The organism is Kribbella shirazensis (assembly GCF_011761605.1).
Lineage (GTDB): Bacteria > Actinomycetota > Actinomycetes > Propionibacteriales > Kribbellaceae > Kribbella > Kribbella shirazensis.
Genome location: NZ_JAASRO010000001.1, coordinates 765134 through 785147, shown reverse-complemented (window position 1 = coordinate 785147; position 20014 = coordinate 765134). Strand labels below are relative to the sequence as shown.

The 20014-nt window shown below is 69.5% G+C and carries 19 protein-coding genes; 15 read left to right on the top strand and 4 right to left on the bottom strand.

What is annotated here, in order from left to right; genetic code table 11:
* The first annotated feature begins 38 nt into the window (after positions 1 to 38).
* From BJY22_RS03690 to BJY22_RS03660, 7 genes are all read left to right on the top strand, one after another.
* A complete protein-coding gene (locus BJY22_RS03690) occupies positions 39 to 3017 on the top strand; it encodes a DNA polymerase III subunit gamma and tau (protein ID WP_167203755.1) in 2979 nt (992 codons plus the stop codon).
* Between the two features lie 91 nt (positions 3018 to 3108).
* Positions 3109 to 3795: a helix-turn-helix domain-containing protein gene (locus BJY22_RS03685; protein ID WP_167203754.1), complete on the top strand. Its 687-nt coding sequence runs from the start codon at positions 3109 to 3111 to the stop codon at positions 3793 to 3795.
* Positions 3796 to 3902: 107 nt separating this feature from the next.
* The gene (locus BJY22_RS03680) at positions 3903 to 4331 is read left to right on the top strand and encodes an SRPBCC family protein (RefSeq protein WP_167203753.1); all 429 of its coding nucleotides are present in this window, start codon (positions 3903 to 3905) and stop codon (positions 4329 to 4331) included.
* 221 nt (positions 4332 to 4552) lie between these two features.
* Complete coding sequence (locus BJY22_RS42830) at positions 4553 to 5170, top strand: YbaB/EbfC family nucleoid-associated protein (protein ID WP_337758132.1); 618 nt, start codon at positions 4553 to 4555, stop codon at positions 5168 to 5170.
* Position 5171: 1 nt separating this feature from the next.
* Complete coding sequence (recR, locus tag BJY22_RS03670; RefSeq protein ID WP_167203752.1) at positions 5172 to 5771, top strand: recombination mediator RecR; 600 nt, start codon at positions 5172 to 5174, stop codon at positions 5769 to 5771.
* Positions 5764 to 6408, top strand: coding sequence for a DUF5063 domain-containing protein (locus BJY22_RS03665; protein ID WP_167203751.1), 645 nt, complete (start codon positions 5764 to 5766; stop codon positions 6406 to 6408). Before recR ends, BJY22_RS03665 begins: the two co-directional genes overlap by 8 nt.
* A gap of 6 nt (positions 6409 to 6414) precedes the next feature.
* Positions 6415 to 7068 carry a hypothetical protein gene (locus BJY22_RS03660; protein ID WP_167203750.1) on the top strand — a complete coding sequence of 218 codons (654 nt, stop codon included), beginning with the start codon at positions 6415 to 6417 and terminating at the stop codon, positions 7066 to 7068.
* Here BJY22_RS03660 and dinB read toward each other — a convergent pair.
* Entirely contained in the window at positions 7065 to 8267 is a 1203-nt protein-coding gene (dinB, locus tag BJY22_RS03655; protein ID WP_167203749.1) for a DNA polymerase IV, read from the bottom strand. The genes BJY22_RS03660 and dinB overlap by 4 nt on opposite strands.
* Before the next feature lie 73 nt (positions 8268 to 8340).
* On the opposite strand from dinB, the gene BJY22_RS03650 reads away from it, so the two are divergent.
* On the top strand, positions 8341 to 9561 hold the full coding sequence (locus BJY22_RS03650; RefSeq protein WP_167203748.1) for an MFS transporter: 1221 nt from the start codon (positions 8341 to 8343) through the stop codon (positions 9559 to 9561).
* On the opposite strand, the gene BJY22_RS03645 is transcribed toward BJY22_RS03650, so the two are convergent.
* Positions 9444 to 10031, bottom strand: coding sequence for a dihydrofolate reductase family protein (locus BJY22_RS03645; protein WP_167203747.1), 588 nt, complete (start codon positions 10029 to 10031; stop codon positions 9444 to 9446). The genes BJY22_RS03650 and BJY22_RS03645 overlap by 118 nt on opposite strands.
* 57 nt (positions 10032 to 10088) lie before the next feature.
* Positions 10089 to 10412 (bottom strand): metalloregulator ArsR/SmtB family transcription factor, encoded by a 324-nt coding sequence (locus BJY22_RS03640; RefSeq protein WP_167203746.1) that lies wholly within the window; start codon positions 10410 to 10412, stop codon positions 10089 to 10091.
* A gap of 232 nt (positions 10413 to 10644) precedes the next feature.
* On the opposite strand from BJY22_RS03640, the gene BJY22_RS03635 reads away from it, so the two are divergent.
* Positions 10645 to 11913, top strand: a complete 1269-nt coding sequence (locus tag BJY22_RS03635; RefSeq protein ID WP_167203745.1) for an aspartate kinase — start codon at positions 10645 to 10647, stop codon at positions 11911 to 11913.
* On the top strand, positions 11910 to 13016 hold the full coding sequence (locus tag BJY22_RS03630) for an aspartate-semialdehyde dehydrogenase (protein ID WP_337758131.1): 1107 nt from the start codon (positions 11910 to 11912) through the stop codon (positions 13014 to 13016). The genes BJY22_RS03635 and BJY22_RS03630 overlap by 4 nt, the downstream gene beginning before the upstream one ends.
* A gap of 62 nt (positions 13017 to 13078) precedes the next feature.
* Here BJY22_RS03630 and BJY22_RS03625 read toward each other — a convergent pair whose 3' ends face one another.
* Positions 13079 to 14068: a helix-turn-helix domain-containing protein gene (locus tag BJY22_RS03625; protein WP_167203744.1), complete on the bottom strand. Its 990-nt coding sequence runs from the start codon at positions 14066 to 14068 to the stop codon at positions 13079 to 13081.
* Positions 14069 to 15117: 1049 nt separating this feature from the next.
* Between BJY22_RS03625 and BJY22_RS03620 the strand changes: the two genes are divergently transcribed.
* Genes BJY22_RS03620 through BJY22_RS03600 form a run of 5 tightly spaced genes read left to right on the top strand, consistent with a single transcriptional unit; the run spans position 15118 to position 20012 of the window.
* The gene (locus BJY22_RS03620) at positions 15118 to 15984 is read left to right on the top strand and encodes an ABC transporter permease (RefSeq protein ID WP_167203743.1); all 867 of its coding nucleotides are present in this window, start codon (positions 15118 to 15120) and stop codon (positions 15982 to 15984) included.
* Positions 15971 to 16789, top strand: a complete 819-nt coding sequence (locus BJY22_RS03615) for an ABC transporter ATP-binding protein (protein WP_238350285.1) — start codon at positions 15971 to 15973, stop codon at positions 16787 to 16789. The genes BJY22_RS03620 and BJY22_RS03615 overlap by 14 nt, the downstream gene beginning before the upstream one ends.
* Before the next feature lie 3 nt (positions 16790 to 16792).
* Complete coding sequence (locus BJY22_RS03610) at positions 16793 to 17887, top strand: glycosyltransferase (RefSeq protein ID WP_167203742.1); 1095 nt, start codon at positions 16793 to 16795, stop codon at positions 17885 to 17887.
* A complete protein-coding gene (locus BJY22_RS03605) occupies positions 17884 to 19206 on the top strand; it encodes a glycosyltransferase (protein WP_238350284.1) in 1323 nt (440 codons plus the stop codon). Before BJY22_RS03610 ends, BJY22_RS03605 begins: the two co-directional genes overlap by 4 nt.
* Positions 19203 to 20012, top strand: coding sequence for a hypothetical protein (locus BJY22_RS03600; RefSeq protein WP_167203741.1), 810 nt, complete (start codon positions 19203 to 19205; stop codon positions 20010 to 20012). The genes BJY22_RS03605 and BJY22_RS03600 overlap by 4 nt, the downstream gene beginning before the upstream one ends.
* Positions 20013 to 20014: the final 2 nt, after the last annotated feature.

Below are 20014 nucleotides of genomic sequence, written 5' to 3'. Positions count from 1 at the left end.
GGCGGGGAATTGTCCGGGGACGGCGCTAGGGTTGCCGCGTGGAAGCGCCCCTTGCCTTGTATCGCCGGTACCGCCCGGAGACGTTCGCGGAGGTGATCGGGCAGGACCATGTCACGGCGCCGCTGCGGAACGCGCTGAGTAACAACCGGGTGAATCACGCCTACCTGTTCTCCGGCCCGCGCGGCTGTGGAAAAACCACCAGTGCGCGGATCCTCGCCCGGGCGATCAACTGTGAGAAAGGTCCGATCGCCGAGCCGTGCGGGGTCTGCAAGTCCTGTACCGACCTCGCGCGCGGCGGGCCCGGCAGCATCGACGTGATCGAGATCGACGCGGCGTCGCACGGTGGTGTGGACGACGCGCGCGATCTGCGCGAGCGGGCGTTCTTCGCGCCGGTCGAGAGCCGCTACAAGATCTACATCATCGACGAGGCGCACATGGTGACCACGCAGGGCTTCAACGCCCTGCTGAAGCTGGTCGAGGAGCCGCCGCCACACCTCAAGTTCATCTTCGCGACGACCGAGCCCGACAAGGTCATCGGGACGATCCGGTCGCGGACGCACCACTACCCGTTCCGCCTGGTGCCGCCGAAGGCGCTCGCGGACTACATGGCGACGCTGTGCGAGTCGGAAGGCGTGGCGATCGAGCCGGCCGCGCTGCCGCTGGTCGTGCGGGCCGGCGCCGGGTCGGTGCGTGACTCGCTGAGCGTGCTCGACCAGCTGATCGGTGGCGCGGGGCCGGACGGCGTGACGTACGAGCTGGCGGTGGCGCTGCTCGGGTTCACGCCGGACTCGCTGCTCGACGCGTGCGTGGACGGGTTCGCGGCACATGACAGCGCGGCGGTGTTCGAGACGATCGAGAAGGTCATCGAGACCGGTCAGGACCCGAAGCGCTTCGCCGAGGACCTGCTGCGCCGGCTGCGCGACCTGGTCATTCTGTCCGCCGTACCGACTGCTGTGACCTCCGGGCTGATCGAGGCCGCCGAGGACCAGGGCGAGCGGCTGCAGACGCAGGCCGCAGGGATCGGCCCGGCGGAGCTGACCCGGGCGGCGGACATCGTGGCGGCCGGTCTGCTGGAGATGCGCGGTGCGACCGCGCCACGCCTGCAGCTCGAACTGATCTGCGCCAAGGTGCTGCTCCCCGGTGCGGACGACTCCACCAACGGCATCCAGGCCCGCCTCGACCGCATGGAACGCCGCCTGGCCATCGGGGTCCCTGGAGGTGCTGCGGACCTCGCGCCAGGGACAGCCGGTGCGGCGACGGGTGGTCAAGCGGGTGCAGGTCAGGTCGGTGGTACGGCGGGGACGGCGCGGGTCGACTCCTCTGGTGACGACGGCCACAGTGCACCTGCCGCTGCTGCCACGAGCCGGGCAGCCGCCCGTGCAGCCGCGTCTCCGGGCGCGTCAGCCAGCTCAGGTGCTGTGGCGCCAGGTGCTGCGGTGCCGGATGCTGTGGCGCCGGGTGGTGCTGCCGCGGCCGGCCCGGGTGGGCGAGTTGGCGACGCTGGACACGCCAGCGGCGGCGACCAGTCCGCTGGGGGACCGGATGCGAGCGGTGCTGAGTCCGACGTTCGGTCGGGCGGCGGCGCGCCCGTGAAGACTGCCGGCGGTGGCGTTGTGAGCCCCGCCGCACAGGCCTCCGGCGGTGGAGCGCGTACGGGTGCCTGGGGTGACGAACCGTCTACACCGTCGAGTTCACCCGCGCAGTCGGGTCAGGCTCCGCAGCCCGGTGAGTCGCCGGCGTCCGCGCAGTCCGCGCCGTCCGCCGCGTCCGGGCAGTCCGCGCAGGCCGCACCGCCTGCGGCGTCCGGTCAGGCTGGCGCGGGTGGGGCAGTCGGCGGTTCTGGAGTGGTTGCTGATGGGGCTGAGACCGGGGCTGTCGGGCTGGCGGATGTGCGGCGGTTGTGGCCACAGGTCTTGGAGGCCGTCAAGACGCAGCGGCGGTTCGCCTGGATCATGTTGAGTCAGAATGCTCAGGTCATCGCCATCGACGATCAGACGCTGACGCTCGGTCTGGTGAACGCCGGTGCGCGGGAGAGCTTTGCGCGGTCCGGCAGTGACGAGATTCTTCGTCAGGCGATGATCGACACGATTGGGATCAACCGACGAGTCGAGGCAGTCGTCGACCCGTCCACCGACCCGGGGGCCGGGGGCGGCTCCGCGGGGCGTCCCGCTCCTCAGCCCGGCGGTCCGGGTCGTCCGGGCGGTTCGGGGCCACAGTCCGGTGGCAGCCCGGGTTCCGGTGGCCCCGCCGCTGGACCGGGTGGACCGAGTGCCGGTGGTCCGGGCACGGCGGTCGGTCCGGGTGGCGCCGGTCCGGGTGGCGCCGGCACGGGTGGTCCGGGCGCCTCGGGTCCGGGTACCTCGGGTCCTGGTAGCTCCGGACCGGGCAGCTCCGGTCCGGGTAGCTCGGCGGGCGGTGGCATGGGCGCCGGGCGTGGAGCGGCAGACGTCGGCGGTGCGCCCGGCAGCGAAGGGGGCGACTCGGCTGTCCCCAGCACAGGCGCCGGCAGCCGCGGAGCAGGTCCCGCTGGACCACTCGCGGATGCAGCGAGCCCGGGTGCAGCAGATCAGCGAGCAGCAGGTCTGGGTGCGGCAGGTCCGGGAGCAGGCCCGGCTGCAGGTGGTCCCGGCGTACGAGGTGACGGTCGGACGGGGCAGTGGGGGGACGGGCCCGGCGGGGCGGTTGCTCTGCAGGAGCCGCCGGACGAGTACGACGTACCTCCGGAAGACCCATGGGAGGACGGTCCGGCTGCGCGTCCGCAGCGGCAGACCCAGCCGGTGGCGGATCGTCGCGAGCAGGCGGCAAGCAAGCGTCGGGCGGCGGAGGCTGCTGTTGCCGCGGAGCAGGCACGCCAGGCGTCAGCGGCCGCGGCTGCTCCCGAGGTACCGCTGACACCCGAGGAGGAGGCCGACTCCATCGGTGAGGACGACGTGGTGCTGGAAGAGGACTCCCGTTCGCACACGGACCTCCTCCGGGAAACGCTCGGAGCCCAGATCATCACCGAAGAACCCAACTGACCTCAGCCCCGACACCACGACCGGTCCGCCGCGAAGGGCGCGACGGTGCTGCGTGACACCTAGTGCGGGGTTTGTGCCGGATGCTGGGCTCGTGACCGATGCGGACGTCGTAGCAGCGCTGGCGGGTAGCTTCCTCGGCGGACTCCCGTCCGATGTGGTGAAACAGTTGCTCGCGGCAGGAGACCGCATCGACTACCCGGCGGGCACCACGATCTACCGGGAAGGGTCTCAACCCAAGGCATTGCTGGTCGTCCACGGACTGTTGCGCGTCTACATGACCTCGCCGCAGGGACGGCAGGTGACAGTGCGGTATGCGCGGGACCGGGACGTCCTCGGAATCGCCGTGCTCGTCGCGGGGCCCGCGGACGTCGGCGCACAGACGCTGGCTGACTGCACGTTGTTCCGGATCGACGCCGCGACGTTGACTGCCGCCGCACACAACGACAGTCGTGTCGCCTGGGCATTGGCCGAAGAACTCGGTCGTCGGCTGTACGAGAGCCTTCAGCAGACGGCCGTCAACGCATTCGGCACTGTCCGGCAGCGGGTCGCCGGTCACCTCCTGGATCTGGCTTCGGCGCAACAGCGTCCGCGCGGCGACCTCGTCGCCCGGGTGTCCCAGCAGGACCTCGCCGATGCCGTCGGATCGGCGCGCGAGGTGGTGGCTCGAGTTCTGCGTGACCTTCGACTGGCCGGCTTGGTCGCCACCGCTCCGGACCGGATCCTGATCCTCGACGCCGCGGGCGTGTACGACCAGTCGTGGAACCCCGGCGCCGGGTGAGCGCGGCCGACGACAAAAGTCACAGACACGCGGAGGTCGAAGGCGAAGACTGGCCCATCGACCAGTGGCTGCTACCCGAGACGTCACGGTGAGGGGCGGAGCGGCAGATGCGATTCACCAACACGATCACGATCGACCGACCACCGGCCGCGGTGTTCGCGTACTTGGCTGATCTCGAGAACCTGCCCCGATGGAACTATGCGATCGGTGAGACCCGGAAGATCACCAGCGGACCGGTCGGCGTCGGTTCGCGGTACCTGCAGACGCGGACGATCCCGGCCCACAGCGAGGAAACCCTCGAGGTCACCGAGTTCGCTCCTGACCGGGGTCTCAGCCTGACCGGAACGCTGAACTCCCTGCCTGCGCGGATCAGCTACGCACTCCGCGCGGAGGGGAACGCGACCACCCTGACCAACACGATCGAGCTGCAGCCGCCGCGGCACCTGGCTCTCGTGGCGCCGATCGCGCTGCGTCCGATCAAGTCTGCGGTCGCCGCCAACCTCGCAGTACTCCAGGAGATCCTCGAACGCGCTTGAGCGAACCGCGCCGAGCAGGGCCGGCAGGAATCCACAGCCGGGTGGGGACCGCGCACTGAGGGTATCCACAGTATCCACAGCCCTGTGGACAAGTCTGTCCACAGGGCTGTGGATACTAGTGGGGAGACCGGTCGGTTTCTGGGTGTGGCTGGGGCTGTCCGCGGGACCGGCTAGTGTTGAGGCCCGGGGTAGTCACGAGCGGTTGGGACGAGGAGATCGCGGTGTTCGACGGTGGCGGTGCTGGGGGCTTCGACATGTCCAACCTGCTCGCGCAGGCGCAGGCGATGCAGAACCAGTTGATGGAGGCGCAGGCCGACCTGGAAGGTCAGGAGATCGAGGGCTCGGCCGGTGGCGGTCTGGTGACCGCCCTGGTGTCCGGCACGGGTGAGCTGCTCAGCCTGACCATCAAGAAGGAAGCCGTGGATCCGGACGACACCGAGACGCTGGCCGACCTGATCGTCGCCGCGGTGCGGGACGCCTCGGAGAACGCGAAGCAGGCCGCGGCCGCCGCGATGGGTCCGCTCGCCGGTGGGCTGGGCGGCGCGTTCGGTGGCGAGGGTGGCTTCCCCGGGTTCGGTGGAGCGCCCGGCGGCGGTTCGTCCGCGCCGGCCGGCTTCGGCCTGCCCGGCGCACGACCCGCGGTCGAGTCCGGTGACGACGCCGACGGAGACGAAGGCCCCCAGACAGGTCGGCCGAGCGGCGGCCAGGACAACGACGGCCCGGCCAACGCAGGCCCGGCCGGCACGGGTCAGGCACGCCCGGGCGCGGACAACCGCGGTGGAGTCGGGTTCGTGAACCCGGGAAGCACGGCCGGCGACGCCGGTCAGAACCCGGGCTGACGTGTACGAGGGGGCCGTTCAGGATCTCATCGACGAGCTGGGGCGGTTGCCCGGCGTGGGACCGAAGTCCGCGCAGCGGATCGCGTTCCACCTGCTCGCGGCCGACGAGACCGACGTACGACGGCTTGCGCATGTGCTCGTGCAGGTGAAGGAGAAGGTCAAGTTCTGCGAGATCTGCGGCAACGTCGCGGAGGACGTGCAGTGCCGGATCTGCCGGGACCCGCGCCGCGACCTGGGCCTGATCTGCGTGGTCGAGGAGGCCAAGGACGTCGTCGCGATCGAGCGCACCCGCGAGTTCCGTGGCCGGTACCACGTGCTCGGCGGCGCGATCTCGCCGATCGAGGGCATCGGGCCGGACGAGCTGCGCATCAAAGAACTCCTCCAGCGGCTGGCCGGTGGCGAGGTGACCGAGATCATCCTGGCCACCGATCCGAACCTCGAGGGTGAGGCCACGGCGACGTACCTGAGCCGCTTGCTGCGGCCCATGGGCTTGCGCGTCACCCGATTGGCTAGTGGACTTCCTGTAGGCGGTGATCTCGAGTACGCCGACGAGGTCACACTCGGACGGGCGTTTGAAGGGCGACGATCAATCGATGACTGAACCAACAGATATTGCGGAACGCGCTTTGGGCACCGACAGCGAGGACCTGACCGAGTTCGCCGAGCAGATCGCCGACCAGGTCCGGAGCTTCCTCATCTCGGTGCGGGACATCGCCGCGCAACCGGACGAGGACGGGGTCGACGAGGGCCTCGCCTCGCTGCCGTACCTGCTGCTCGAGGTGAGCCAGTTGCTGCTCGCCGGCGGCCGGCTCGGCGCGTTCGAGGACTTCGTCCCGGAGGAGCGCTTCGAGAGCGACGCCGGACCGGACCCCGATCTGGACGCGATGCGGGACCGGCTGGCGGTGCTGTTCGAGGGCCTGGACGAGTACGCCGAGGTCTTCGACCCGTACGCCGCGCCGCCGGAGATCACCGTCAACCGGCTCTCCGACGACCTCACCGCGATCGCGACCGATCTGGTGCACGGCCTCGCGCACTACGAGGACGGCCGGATCGTCGAGGCGCTCTGGTGGTGGCAGTTCTCGTACGTCTCCACCTGGGGTGCGGCGGCCAGCGCGGTACTGCGGGCGATCCAGTCGCTGATCGCGCACGACCGGCTCGAGCCGGCGCACGACGCGGAGACCGAGGCGACTGACCGCGAGCTCGTCGAGGTCGCCGAGGAAGCCGTTCAGCGCCGCTGACGCGTGGTGGCTGTTCACGAGCTGGTGCGCCGGCTGCCCGAGCCGGCTGTCGTACGGCGGGTGAGCCGGGCGCTCGCGGTGCTCGATCTGGTGCTGAACGACGACGCGCGGACCAGGTACTACGAGTTCGACGCGCGCTGGTCCGCGACCGAGGAAGCCGCGCTGATGCGGGACGGGATGGGCAACGAGTACTCGATGGTGTTCTCGCCGGACGGCGTGTTCGCCTACGGGTTCGACCATGAGTCGCCCATGTCGCCGTACGGGAACGACATGGTGCCCTGGCCCGGCCTGCTGGACGGCGTACCGGACAGGCTCCACGCACAGCGGGACGACAAGGCGTTCTGGGACCCGCTGGGCGCGCCGCGAGCGACCGTGTGCTTCTGGCGTACGACGGATGACACGGCCTGGCGCTGCGGACCGGTGGAGAACGCGGACGCCGATGGGGCGGACTGGTTGTTCGAGCTGGTCGCGGACGGCCGTCCCGAGGCGTACCTGACCTTCGCCGAGGACTACTACGAGCGCGCCCTGGACCTCGAGCCGATCCGTCACGTCTACGCCCTGATGCCCCTCACGGAGTACGTCGTGACCTCACTCAACCCCCAGCGCCGCCTGAGCGACCTCACGGACGGAATCGCCGAGATCGGCTACCCGCGGTCCTAATCCGGCAGCATCGGCATTTCGAGGCCCTGGGATTTGCCGAGGAGGATGCCTCGGGTGATGGCGTTGGTGCCGAACTTGTCCTTGACCTGGTCGAGGGCGTTGTCGAGCTCGTTGTTGGCGGCCTTGTCGAACGGGAGGGCCAGTTGGAGAGCCGCCTCGTTCTCCAGGTTGCCGACCGAGATGCCGATCATGGTGAGGCCCTGGGCGGCGATCAGTGGGTGCGCGGCGCGCAGCAGGGCGCGGGCGGTGACCAGGATCGCGCGCGTCTGATCGGTTGCCTGGGGCAACGTGTGGGACCGGGTCGCGCGGGTGAAGTCGTCGAAGCGCAGCCGCAACGTCACGGTCCGGCCGGAGCGGCCCGCGGAGCGCATCCGGCGGGTGACGCGGTCGACCAGGCCGGCCAGCACCGCGTCCAGCGTGGCCGGTGACTTCGGCGAGCGCCCCAACGCCCGTTGCGATCCGATCGACCGGCGCCGGCGGCCGACCTCGATCGGGCGCGGATCGCGGTTGTGCGCAAGCGCGTGCAGGTGCCGCCCGGACGCCCGCCCGAGCATTGCGACCAGCGCCGCCTCGGGCAGCATCGCGACGTCGCCGACCTTGGTGAGCCCGCGGTTCCGCAACTTCTCCGCGGTCACCTCGCCGACACCCCACAACCGCGAGACGTCCAGCGGATGCAGGAATTCCAGCTCCCGCTCGGGCGCGACCTCGAGCAGACCGTTCGGCTTCGCGACCCCGCTCGCCACCTTCGCCAGGAACTTCGTCCGCGCGACCCCGACCGTGATCGGCAGTCCGACCTTCGACAGCACCTCGGCCCGCAACCGGGTGGCGATCTCGACCGGCGTACCGCGGATCTTCCGCAGGCCGCCCACGTCGAGGAACGCCTCGTCGATCGACAACCCCTCCACCAGCGGCGTCGTGTCCTCGAAGACCTTGAACACCGCCTTGCTGGCGTCGGAGTACGCCGACATCCGCGGCTCGACCACGATCGCACCGGGGCAGCGGCGCAACGCCTGCCCACCGTTCATCGCGGTGCGCACGCCGAACGCCTTGGCCTCGTAGCTGCAGGCGAGCACCACGCCGGCGCCGACGATCACCGGCCGGCCGCGCAGGCGCGGGTCGTCCCGCTGCTCGACCGACGCGTAGAACGCGTCCAGATCGGCATGCAGAATCGTCGCGGCGCGCTGCTCGGACACGAACATATGTTCGCATAGACCGAGGACAAAATGAGATAGGGAGAATTCCCGAGGCGGTGTCCGTCGATGTCAGGAAAGAATGCAGCTCATGGACCTGTCGGCGTACCGCGACCTCTGGAAGACCCGTGGCGTGATGGCGCTGCTCGCCTCGGCGCTGATCGCGCGGCTGCCGGTGCTGGCGACGATGGTCCCGCTGGCCTTCCTGGCCAAGGATGCGTCCGGCAACTTCGGCTGGGCCGGCGTGGTGGCGGGCGCGTACTCGGTCGGTACCGCGGTAGCAAGCGTCGTCTGGTCCCGGATGGCGGACCGGCGGGGTGCTCGCAAGGTCGTGATCGGCACAGGCATGGCCTGGGCCGCGATGATGGCCGTCGTCGCGTTGCTGCCGTACAGCTGGTACCGAGCACTCCCGCTGGCGGCAGCGCTGGCGGGTGTTTTCGTCGCACCGGTCACCTCCGCGCTACGCGCCAACTGGCCACGGCTGGTCCACGGCTCCCGGCTCCGCGCGGTCTACTCGCTGGACGCCACCGCACAGGAGCTGTTGTTCGTCATCGGCCCGATGTCAGGTGCGGTGATCGTCAGCTTCGCCAGCCCCCGCGCCGGTCTGCTCGCCTGCGCCGTGACCGCGGCCGCGAGCATCTGGTGGTTCGGGATGAATCAGCAGCCTGGGACGTTCCACGACGGGAACGCCGAGCCGCGACCGACGGCGCGCGAACTGCTGTTCCATCCGCACCGTACGGCGCTGTTGTTCGCGTGGGCGTGCCTGGTGATGGGGTTCGCCGCGATGTCGCTCGGGATGGTCGCCGTCGCCGACCACCACGGGAACCGGCTGATCGCGGGTGTGCTCGAGATGGTCGCCGCGATCGGCAGCGTCACCGGTGGTGTCGTCAACGGCGCCCTGCCCGGCCGGCGCAACTCGTACGTCTGGCGCCGGATGCTGGGGCTCACCGTCCTGGTCGTCGGCTGCGTGTTCGTGACCTCGTCCGTGGTGGCGCTCGCGATCATGATGTTCGCCGCCGGTTGCCTGATCGCGCCGACGATCGCGGCCGTGTACGAGCGGATCGGCGAGCTGACCCCGCGGTCCGCGCACACCGAGATCTTCGGGTGGACGCAGAGCGGTGGCATGGTCGGCGCCGCGGTCGGATCTGCCGTGGCCGGTGCGGTGGTCGAGGCGTTCGGGGTGCGCTACGCGTGGGTCCTGACGGCGGTCCTCGGCGTACTCGCGACCCTGTCCCTGCTTCGGGTGCCGCCCCACCGTCCGGTCGACATGAGTGCAGCCGACGGCGCGGCGGTCGCGGCGTAACGCACGCGGTAGTTCGCCTCCAGTACGCCGCCGTCGCGGGCGCACATCGAGATCAGCCGAAGCTGCCGACGATCCAGCAACGTACCGCGGCCCGCTGCGACCGGGTGGATGAGGAGCGACATCTCGTCGACCAGGCGCCACCGCAGCAGCGAGCGGACCAGTGTCAGGCTGCCGATCACGTGCAGGTCCTCGCCCGGCACGGACTTCAGTGCGGTCAGCACCCGGCGGGTGTCGCCCTGCAGCAGTTCGGTGCCCGGCCGCGCGATCACGGGCCGGGATCCGACCACGAGGTTTCGGGTGTTCTCCAGTGTGCCGAGCGAACCGGCGTACCGCTCGAACGTCAGGCGGCCGAACAGCACCGACCCGCTCCCGGGCATCAACTGGCCGAGCGCCTGGCGTGGCAGCCACTGCTCCGGCCGCTCCACGATGCCGTCCTCGGACATGCACAACCTGGCGACGATGTTCCGCATCCGCTACTCCTCTGGGTGTTCCTACCAACCCAGATGCAGCCGAAGCGGAGAAGGTTTTCAGGATTCGCGGCGCCCGCGGTGCAGCTCGGTCTCCAGCGCGTCCAGACGGTTGATCCAGAACTTGCGGTACCGGTCCAGCCAGGAGTCGATCTCGCGCAGCGGGCCCGGGTCGACGGCGTACAGCCGCCGGGTCCCGTCGATGGTCACCGTCGCGAATCCGTTGTCGCGCAGCACCTTCAGATGCTGGGAGACGGCCGGCTGGCTGATGCCGAACTCCGCGCCGATGGCGCCGGCGATGCTGCCCGCCGGCAGCTCGCCGTCGGCGAGCAGCTCCAGGATCCGGCGCCGGACCGGGTCGCCGAGAATGTCGAACGCGTGCACCGGTACAGTATTTCAGCGAAGACTTATATGAACAAGTAGCCGGACGGTTTCCCGGCGGCGCCGGGCTCTCCCGGGGAACCTCCGGCGGTGACGAGGATCCGCCGGACGGGGCGGACCGGGTGCTGGTCAGCCGGTAGGCAACGGTCAGGTCACGGCTAGAATGAAGCGAACGACTACGCCTGGTGCAACGCCGCACGGCGTACCGCAACCAGTGGTTTGAGGAGACACACCTGTGGGACGCGTCGTACACAAGTACGGCGGTTCTTCGGTCGCCGACGCCGATTGCATCAAGCGTGTGGCCCAACGGATCGTCGCGACGAAGAAGGCCGGGAACGACGTGGTGGTCGTCATCTCCGCGATGGGCGACACCACCGACGAACTGATGGACCTGGCCCAGCAGGTCTCACCGCTGCCGCCGCCGCGCGAGCTCGACATGCTGCTCACCTCGGGTGAGCGGATCTCGGCCGCGCTGCTGGCGATGGCGATCGCCAACCTGGGTTACGAGGCGCGCAGCTTCACCGGCTCGCAGGCCGGTGTGATCACCACCTCCGCGCACGGCAACGCCCGGATCATCGACATCACGCCGGGCCGGATCGAGGAAGCGCTGTCGGAGGGCCACGTTGCGATCGTGGCCGGGTTCCAGGGCGTCGCCCAGGACACCAAGGACATCACCACGATGGGCCGCGGCGCCTCCGACACCACCGCGGTCGCGCTGGCCGCGTCGCTGGAGGCCGAGTACTGCGAGATCTACACCGACGTGGACGGCATCTTCACCGCGGACCCGCGGATCGTGCCGGCCGCGAAACAGATCCCGAAGATCTCCTACGAGGAGATGCTCGAGATGGCCGCCTGCGGCGCCAAGGTGCTGCACCTGCGCTGCGTCGAGTACGCGCGGCGCTACAACGTCCCCGTCCATGTGCGTTCCTCCTTCTCGCAGAAGGAAGGCACCTGGGTCGTCGATGCGAAGGAACTGGATCAGATGGAACAGGCGATCATCTCCGGCGTCGTGCAGGACCGCGGCGAGGCCAAGATCACCGTGGTCGGTGTGCCGGACAAGCCCGGTGAGGCGGCCCGGATCTTCGAGACGGTCGCCGGCGCCGACACCAACATCGACATGATCGTGCAGAACGTGTCGGCGGTGGCCACGAACCGTACCGACATCTCCTTCACCCTCCCGCGCGCCGACGGCGCCCGGGCGATGTCCGCGCTGGCGCGGATGAAGGACGAGGTCGGTTACGAGCAGTTGCTGTACGACGACCAGATCGGAAAGGTCTCCGTCGTCGGCGTCGGAATGCGCTCGCACCCGGGCGTGTCGGCAAAGTTCTTCTCCGCGCTGGCCGACGCCGGCGTGAACATCGAGATGATCTCCACCTCGGAGATCCGGATCTCGGTGGTCGTGGACGAGAACCTGGTGGATGCCGCCGTGACCGCGGCGCACACCGCATTCGATCTGGACGACGAGCACACCCAGGCTGTCGTGTACGGAGGAACGGGACGGTGACCCCTGTGAGCGCTGTGGAGAACACGATCGAGGACCGGACGGGGCTGCCCTCCCTGGCGGTGGTCGGTGCTACCGGCGCCGTCGGGTCGGTGATGCTGACCCTGCTCTCGACCAGGCAGAACGTCTGGGGCGAGATCCGGCTGATCGCCTCCGAGCGCTCCGCGGGCAAGCGGCTCCAGGTCCGCGGCGAGGAGGTCGAGGTCGTCGCGATCAGCGAGGACGCCTTCGACGGCATCGACGTGGCGATGTTCGACGTACCGGACGAGGTGTCCGCGCAGTGGGCCCCGGTCGCGGCCGCCAAGGGTGCCGTCGTGGTGGACAACTCCGGCGCCTTCCGGATGGACCCGGACGTCCCGCTGGTGGTCCCCGAGGTGAACGCCGAAGCGGCCCGGAACCGGCCGAAGGGCATCATCGCCAACCCGAACTGCACGACCCTGTCGATGATCGTCGCGATGGGCGCGCTGCACCACCGCTACGAGCTCGAGCAGCTCGTGGTGGCGTCGTACCAGGCCGCGTCCGGCGCCGGGCAGGCCGGCATCGACGCGCTGTACGACCAGCTCACCAAGGTGTCGGGCAACCGTGAGCTCGGCAGTACGCCGGGCGACGTGCGGCGCGTGGTCGGCAACGACCTCGGCCCGTTCCCGGCCCCGCTGGCGCTCAACGTCGTACCGTGGGCCGGCTCGCTGAAGGACGACGGCTGGTCGTCCGAGGAGATGAAGGTCCGCAACGAGTCCCGCAAGATCCTCGGCCTGCCGGACCTGAAGGTGTCCGCGACCTGTGTGCGCGTCCCGGTCGTCACCACGCACTCGTTGTCGGTGCACGCCCGCTTCGTGCAGGAGGTCGACGCCGACGGCGCCCGCGAGGTACTGCGGGACGCGCCGGGCGTGCTGCTGTTCGACAACCCGGCCGAGGGTGAGTTCCCGACGCCGGCGGACGTGGTGGGTACGGACCCGACCTGGGTCGGCCGGATCCGCAAGTCGCTCGACGACCCGAACGCGCTGGAGCTGTTCGTCTGCGGCGACAACCTCCGCAAGGGCGCGGCGCTCAACACGGCGCAGATCGCCGAGGTCGTCGCCAAGGAGTTCATCCCGGCCGAGGCCTGATCCCGGACACGCAATGGGGACCGTGAACACCTGACCAGGTGTTCACGGTCCCCAGTTGCTGTCTACAGCCAGTTCTCTCGGGCGGCGTGGAGGGCTAGCTGGAAGCGGGTGCTGGCGCCGGTGCGGTTCATCAGGCGTTCCAGGTAGCGGAAGAACGTCCGGCGGCTGATGCCGAGCGTGCGGGCGATGGTGTCGTCCGCCGCCCCGGTCGCCAGCAGGGCGAGCAGCCGGCGTTCGATCGGCTCCAGGCGGTCGTCCTCGGCGCCGACCGAGGCGTGCAGCGGCAGCGCGTTGCGCCAGCACAGCTCGAACATCCCGATCAACGCGGTCAGCAGGCTGCTCGGGCGGATGATCAGCAGTGACCGGTTCACCTCGGTGTCGCGCACCGACATCGACACGTAGGCGATCGACCCGTCGATGATCGTCAGCTTCGCCGGTACGTCGGGCAGCACGCGAGCCTGCTCACCCGCCTCGACGCAGGGGAGGATGTTCTCGGTCAGGTAGCCGGGCACCTCGACGGACTCCGGTGAGTACACGACCCGGTAGGCGACCCCGCGCTTCAGGTGGTCGATCTCCTCCTGGTTCGGGCCGCCGATGTAGTACGGCGGGGAGTCGATGGCCAGGATCTCGCGCTGGGCGCCGCCCTTGATCTGGTGGATCCGCTCGACGATCGCGCTGCCGGTGACCACCTCGATCAGGTGCGTGGTGGACTCGTTGTGCACGGTCCGGCGGAACTCGTCGTACGCGTTCAGGACGTCGATGCGGGCCTGCTTCAGTTCCGACTCACGGCGCAGCGTGAGGGCCTCCAGCCCGGCGTCCGGCGGCACCGGCAGGTAGCGGGCGTGATCCGAGCCGGACCTGCGTGCCAGACCGGCCTGCACCAGCCCTCCGAGGGCGCTGTCGATCGAGTGCTCGCGGTCGGGGACCGCATCGTCCAGTTCGGTGATCGACGACGGCCCGGTCCGCAGCAGGTGCTGGTAGACCCTGATCTCGTCGTCGCTGAGCCCGAGCACCCTCAGGTGGTCGGCACGCTCCGTGTCCGTGGTGCTCACGACGATCCCCTCCCTTCCGAGTGCTGTCACCGACGGCTACCGTCCCTCCAGGGTAGAGGGGCAGATCCAGCGCTGTTGGCACTGTCCGTGTCGAGGTGTACGCACGCAGCGATATTTGTTGTCCTGTCAGCATTCTTGTGCCGTGTCACCATCTGGCCACCATTTCCGCGCAGTCGTGAGCGAGAATTGAGGTCCAGCAGCCCGGCGACGGACCACCTGAGCGCCGCCGGGCTGCTGTTCCAATTCTGGCCCGTGTTCGCTGTCTCGTCAGCGGAGGCTGTTTCGGTTGGGTCTCGATCCCGGCGCATCGGTGCCCTCGCACTTCCGTGCCATCACCGGCTGTGCCGGAGGGTGTACAAACTGTGGCATCTCCAATCGTGAGGCCGATGAGGAGGAGTGCCTGATGCGACCCGTTCCGCCCCATGTCGCGCCGCGCTCCGCCGGCCTCCGTGCGATGACCGCCGCCCTGGTCATCGTGCCGATCGATCCGGTCCGGCGCTCCGCTTCCGCCCATCGCGGAGCTGCCCCTGGATCGACGACGGACCTCCGGGAGGTGCAGCCGGGTGCTCCGTGGATGGTGAGGCTGTCCATGGGGAAGCGCGGACGTGGTGTTGCGTGTCACGTCCCGGACCCGCACCTCCCGGGGTCCCGTCAGTAACACGTGCCCCAGGCGCCGTCCTCTGTTACCGCGCCCGGTGTGGCAGGTCACGCCAACTTCGGTTCCGCGCGTAGCGTCGTACCAGTAATTGACCGCGATTTGACTTGGCTGGAAGGCGTTTTGGCCGTCGTCGGCTGTCAAATGTATATTCCGGATAACGATCGGCGAAGGACGACGCAGGTGTTGTGGACGCAGCGGGGCACGACGTTTGGTAGCCGTCCGTACGTCGTTGCTCACTAAGGAGGACCGCTGTGTCGTCTGCGTCCGAGCGGATCCGCTACTCTGCTTCCCGGTCTGCGTGGCACGCTGCCGTACCCCGGGCGGTGACCACTGAAACCCAGGTGATCGGCCATCGTGGATCCAACTTCCGGCAGAGAGAGGCATCGCCTGAATGAACGCGACTAGCGTCGACGAGGAGTTCAACCCGTCGGTGCACGTGTACGAACCACACAAGGTCGGCCTGCCCGCACTGCGCCCCTACTTCAAGGCACTGTGGCAGCGGCGTGAGTTCGCGGCGGAGATGTCCCGGACGAGTATCCGGGCGGCCAACACGAACACCTTCTTCGGACAGGTGTGGCTGGTACTGAACCCGCTGCTGCTGGCGGCGGTTTACTACCTGCTGGTCGACATCATCGCCGGTGGTGCTGCCAAGCAGGACGCCTCCTTGCGGTTCGCTCACATGTGCGGCGGTCTGTTCGCTTTCTACTACTTCTCCGGTGCGATGACGGCCGGCGCGGCGAGCGTGGTCGGCGGCGGCAAGCTGCTGATGAACATGTCGTTCCCGCGGATGCTGCTGCCGTTGTCCGCGGTCCGGACGGCGTTCTTCCGGTTCCTGCCGACCTTGGGTGTCTACCTCGTCATCCACCTGGTGATGCGTCAGCCGCTGCACTGGCAGATGCTGCTGGCCCCGGCGTTCCTGATCATGCTGACGGTCTTCGCCGCCGGCATGGGCATGATCTTCGCGGCCCTGCAGGTGTACTTCCGGGACACCACGAGCTTCCTGCCGTACTTCGTCCGGATCTGGCTGTACCTGTCGCCGGTGCTGTGGTTCGCCGAGGACGCCCCGGCGAAGTTCAAGGGCTTCATCCAGTTCAACCCGCTGTACACCCTGCTGGGCGGCTGGACCGATCTGCTCGTCAAGGGCAGGATCCCGAACCTGGAGATGTGGCTCGGGGCCGGCTTCTGGGCGGTGGTCGCGTTCCTCATCGGCGCGTTGTTCTTCATGTCGAGGGAGCGTGAGTTCGTTGTCCGTCTCTGAGACCGAGAAGAAGCCGATGCAGAAGACCCCGTCGGGAATTCCCGCCGTCAAGGTGCAGGACGTCTCCATCACCTACCGGACCACGTTCGAGCGGGTGCCGACGTTCAAGAGCGCGATCGTCCGGTTCGGCCGCGGCGAGCGCGCGGTGCGCGAGGTCAAGGCCGTCCAGAACGTGTCCTTCGACGTCGACCACGGCACCACGATCGGCATCATCGGCGCGAACGGCGCCGGCAAGTCGACGCTGATGCGTTCGATCGCCGGCATCCTGCCGCCGACCTCCGGCCGGATCGAGGTGCACGGCCGGGTCTCCACGCTGCTGTCGCTCGGTGTCGGCTTCAACGCGGCACTGTCCGGCCGGGAGAACGTCGTCCTCGGCGGCCTCGCGGCCGGCCTGAGCCGCAAGGAGATCCAGGCGCGGTACGAGGAGATCGCGGAGTTCGCCGAGCTCGGCGACTTCATGGAGATGCCGATGCGGACGTACTCCTCCGGCATGTTCAGCCGGCTGGCGTTCTCCGTCGCGGTGCACATGGACCCCGACATCCTGCTGATCGACGAGGCGCTGTCCGCCGGTGACGCGTCGTTCAAGACCAAGGCCGCGGCGAAGATGAGCGAGCTGGTCACCAACAGCCGCACGATGTTCCTGGTCAGCCACGCGATGAGCAGCGTCCGCGAGCTCTGCAACGACTGCATCTGGCTGCACAAGGGCAAGCTGATGATGCGCGGCGAGCCCAACGAGGTGATCGCGGCGTACACCAAGTTCCTGCAGGTCGGCGAAGCGGAATCCGTCTCACTCGAGGACCTCTGACCAATGTCTCGCAGTACGGCGCCGGACGTGGGGATCATCACGACCGGTCACGACGTGGCCGACGCGCGCCTGCACAAGATCACCGCGGCCCTGAGGCAGCGCGACATCAGTGTCGAGCTGTGGGGTCTCGGTGACGCCGAGGGCGGGCCGGCCGGGGCGGTCGTGCACGCCGGACCGCGCGGCAATCTGGTGCAGCGGCTGGCCCGGACCGCCGTGCTGCCGTGGCGGACCAACGCCAAGGTGGTGATGACGGTCGACCCGGACATGATCCCGGTCACCCGCCTGGTCACCACGCTGCGCCGGCGCAAGTTCGTCGTCGACGTGCACGAGGACTACGAGCGGCTGCTGGCCGACCGTGCCTGGGCGCAGGGCCCGGCGGGGCTGCCGGCCCGGCTGATCGTCCGCGCGGGGTCGAAGCTGGCCGCGGGGGCCGACCTGACCGTGGTCGCCGACTCGCACCTCGCCCCGCACCAGGCGAAGCACCGCATCGTGGTGCAGAACCTTCCTGATCACGGTTTCCTGGCGCCGTCCCCCCCGACCGGCGCACCGCGCGCGGTGTACGTCGGCGACCTGCGCACCAGCCGTGGACTGTTCGACATGGTCGAGACCGTCGCCGCGGCGACGGACTGGTCTCTCGACCTGATCGGCCCGGTCGCGCCGTCGGACCGGGACGAGCTCGAGGGCCGGATCGCGCAGGCCGACCTGGCCGGCCGCGTCCGGCTGCACGGGCGCCAGCCACCCGCCGACGCCTGGCGGATCGCGCACGGCGCCTGGGCGAGCCTCGCCATGCTCCAGCCGACCCCGGCGTTCGTGGAAGCGATGCCGTCCAAGATCTACGAGTACCTCGCCAGCGGTCTTCCCGTGCTCTCCACCCGCCTGCCCCGGCAGACGAAGGTGATCGAGGAGTCCGGTGGCGGAGTCCTGGTGGACTCGGTGGCGGAGGCGTCCGAGACCCTGCGGCGCTGGTCCGCGGACCCCGGAGAGCTGGAGAAGCTGCGCGACCACGCGCTGCAGTGGGCGACCGACCATCTGCCCACGACCACGCCGTACGACGACCTGGCCGACGCGATTCTCAATCTCTTAAGAGGAACTGCATGACCGACCGCCCACATCTGCTGTACGTCGCCTGGGGCTTCCCGCCCTGCCGGGGCGGCGGTGTCTACCGGGCACTGGCCACGGCCAACCGGTTCGCCGCGCTCGGCTGGAAGGTGACCGTGCTGACGGCCGACCGCGACACGTTCTTCCGATTCACCGGTGCGGACCTGACCCTCGAGGAACGGGTCGACCCGTCCGTCGAGGTCGTCCGCGTCCCGTTCGAGTGGCCGATCCTCGAGGCAGACCTGCGCAAGTGGTCCAAGCGCCGCGCGCAGAACCCGAAGCTCTGGAGCAAGTGGCGCACCAAGCAGGACCAGATCCCGTTCCCGGAGAGCGGGTACGGGCCCTGGCGTTCGGTGATCGAGAAGGCCGCGGAGCGGATCCACAAGGCGCACAAGGTCGACCTGACGGTCGCCACCGCCAACCCGCACGTCGCGTTCACCGCGGCGTACCACCTGCACAAGAAGTTCCAGGTGCCGTACGTCATGGACTACCGCGACGCGTGGCTGCTCGACGTGTTCACCGGCGACCGGCTGCACGAGCCGAACAGCCGGGCCGCGCGCTGGGAGAAGAAGCTGGTCGAGTCCGCTCGCGAGGTCTGGTTCGTGAACGACCCGATCAAGGAGTGGCACGAGAAGCTCTACCCGGCGCAGGCCGGCAGGATGCACACGGTCGCCAACGGCTTCGACCCGGACCTGGTGCCGGACACCCACGACCGCGGCGCGGTCGCCGATCGTCCGCTCGTCTTCGGGTACGTCGGGACGGTGTCGCCGAAGGTGCCGCTCGCGGACTTCGTCCAGGGCTGGCAGCTTGCGAAGGAGCAGTCCGAGGAGCTCGCGGGCGCGAAGGCGAAGATCCACGGCTACCTCGGGTACTACGCGCAGCCGCGGGCCGACATGCTCGCGACGATCAACGCCGCCGCCGACGACGGGGTCAGCTACGAGGGCCCGGTCGGCAAGGCGGAGATCGCCAAGGCGTACGACGAGTTCGACGTCCAGCTGCTGATGCTCGGCAAGGGGCGGTACGTGACGAGCGGCAAGGTGTTCGAGTACCTCGCAACCGGGTTGCCGATCGTGTCGGTGCACGACCCGGAGAACGCTGCGTCCGACGTACTGCGCGGTCATCCGCTGTGGTTCCCGGTCGCGGACGTGACGCCGGCGGCGATCGCGGCGGCGCTGATCGAGGCGGCGCACGCGGCCCGCACCGCGGACGAGGGCATTCGGGCCAAGGCGCGCGAGTTCGGCGCGTCGTACCGGCGGGACCTGCAGCTCGATCCGCGGATCGAGGCGCTGGCTGCGAGTGTGAAGGGAGTGGCGGCATGAGCAACGTCGTTCTGCTGTCCACGCGGCGGTTGCCGCCGACGTACTTCGACCAGGTCCGTGAGGATCTCGGCGACCAGAACATCACCATCGACGTCGTCGGCTGGGTGGCCCCGTCCGCATGGGTGGCCGACAAGGTCAACACGTTCACGCTGATCGGCCCGGGCCGGATGCCGTCCGCCCCGGCCCCGGAGCCGGAACCGGTCGCCGAGTCCACCGACGAGGCCCCGGACGCCGTCATCGCGCCCGAGGCGGTCGCAGCCCCCGAGGCCGTCGTGGCCGACGAGGCGAAGGTCGCCCCAGCCGCCGCCGAGGTCGCTGCCGCGGGCACCGCGGACGCCGACACCGCGGGCACCGCGGACGCCGACGCCGCATCCACCGCGGATGCCTCCACGGGCGGCACCACCCCGGCGGCTGCTGCCGCCTCCACCCCTCCGCCTGCTGCGGCGAAGCCGCGGCCGACTGGGGCGAAGCGGGTTGTGAAGGCTGTGGAGTGGCGGGCCCGGCGGGCACGCAAGGTGGCCGGCCGGATGTTGCCCAAGGCAATCAAAACCTCGGCGCCGGTGAAGTTCCTGCGCGGCCAGCGGGCGTCCAACGACCTCGGCAAGACCTACTGGGAGCGGGTGCTCAGCCGTCGCGACGTGCTGGCCACCATCGACCAGGCGGACGTCGTGATCGCCCTGGACGCCGGCGCGATCTGGGCCGGCTGGAACCTCGGCCAGCGCAAGGCGAGCACCCCGGTCGTGCTCGGCCTCCCGGCCGCCCGCCGCGAGCTCGACATGATGAAGGCACCTGTAGGTAATGGGTGACA

Coding starts and splice junctions, on each gene's coding strand:
- BJY22_RS03680 (WP_167203753.1), top strand. CDS start 3,903: ATGCGATTCACCAACACGATCACGATCGACCGACCACCGGCCGCGGTG.
- BJY22_RS03665 (WP_167203751.1), top strand. CDS start 5,764: ATGACTGAACCAACAGATATTGCGGAACGCGCTTTGGGCACCGACAGC.
- dinB (WP_167203749.1), bottom strand. CDS start 8,267: ATGTTCGTGTCCGAGCAGCGCGCCGCGACGATTCTGCATGCCGATCTG.
- BJY22_RS03650 (WP_167203748.1), top strand. CDS start 8,341: ATGCAGCTCATGGACCTGTCGGCGTACCGCGACCTCTGGAAGACCCGT.
- BJY22_RS03645 (WP_167203747.1), bottom strand. CDS start 10,031: ATGCGGAACATCGTCGCCAGGTTGTGCATGTCCGAGGACGGCATCGTG.
- BJY22_RS03620 (WP_167203743.1), top strand. CDS start 15,118: ATGAACGCGACTAGCGTCGACGAGGAGTTCAACCCGTCGGTGCACGTG.
- BJY22_RS03610 (WP_167203742.1), top strand. CDS start 16,793: ATGTCTCGCAGTACGGCGCCGGACGTGGGGATCATCACGACCGGTCAC.
- BJY22_RS03605 (WP_238350284.1), top strand. CDS start 17,884: ATGACCGACCGCCCACATCTGCTGTACGTCGCCTGGGGCTTCCCGCCC.
- BJY22_RS03600 (WP_167203741.1), top strand. CDS start 19,203: ATGAGCAACGTCGTTCTGCTGTCCACGCGGCGGTTGCCGCCGACGTAC.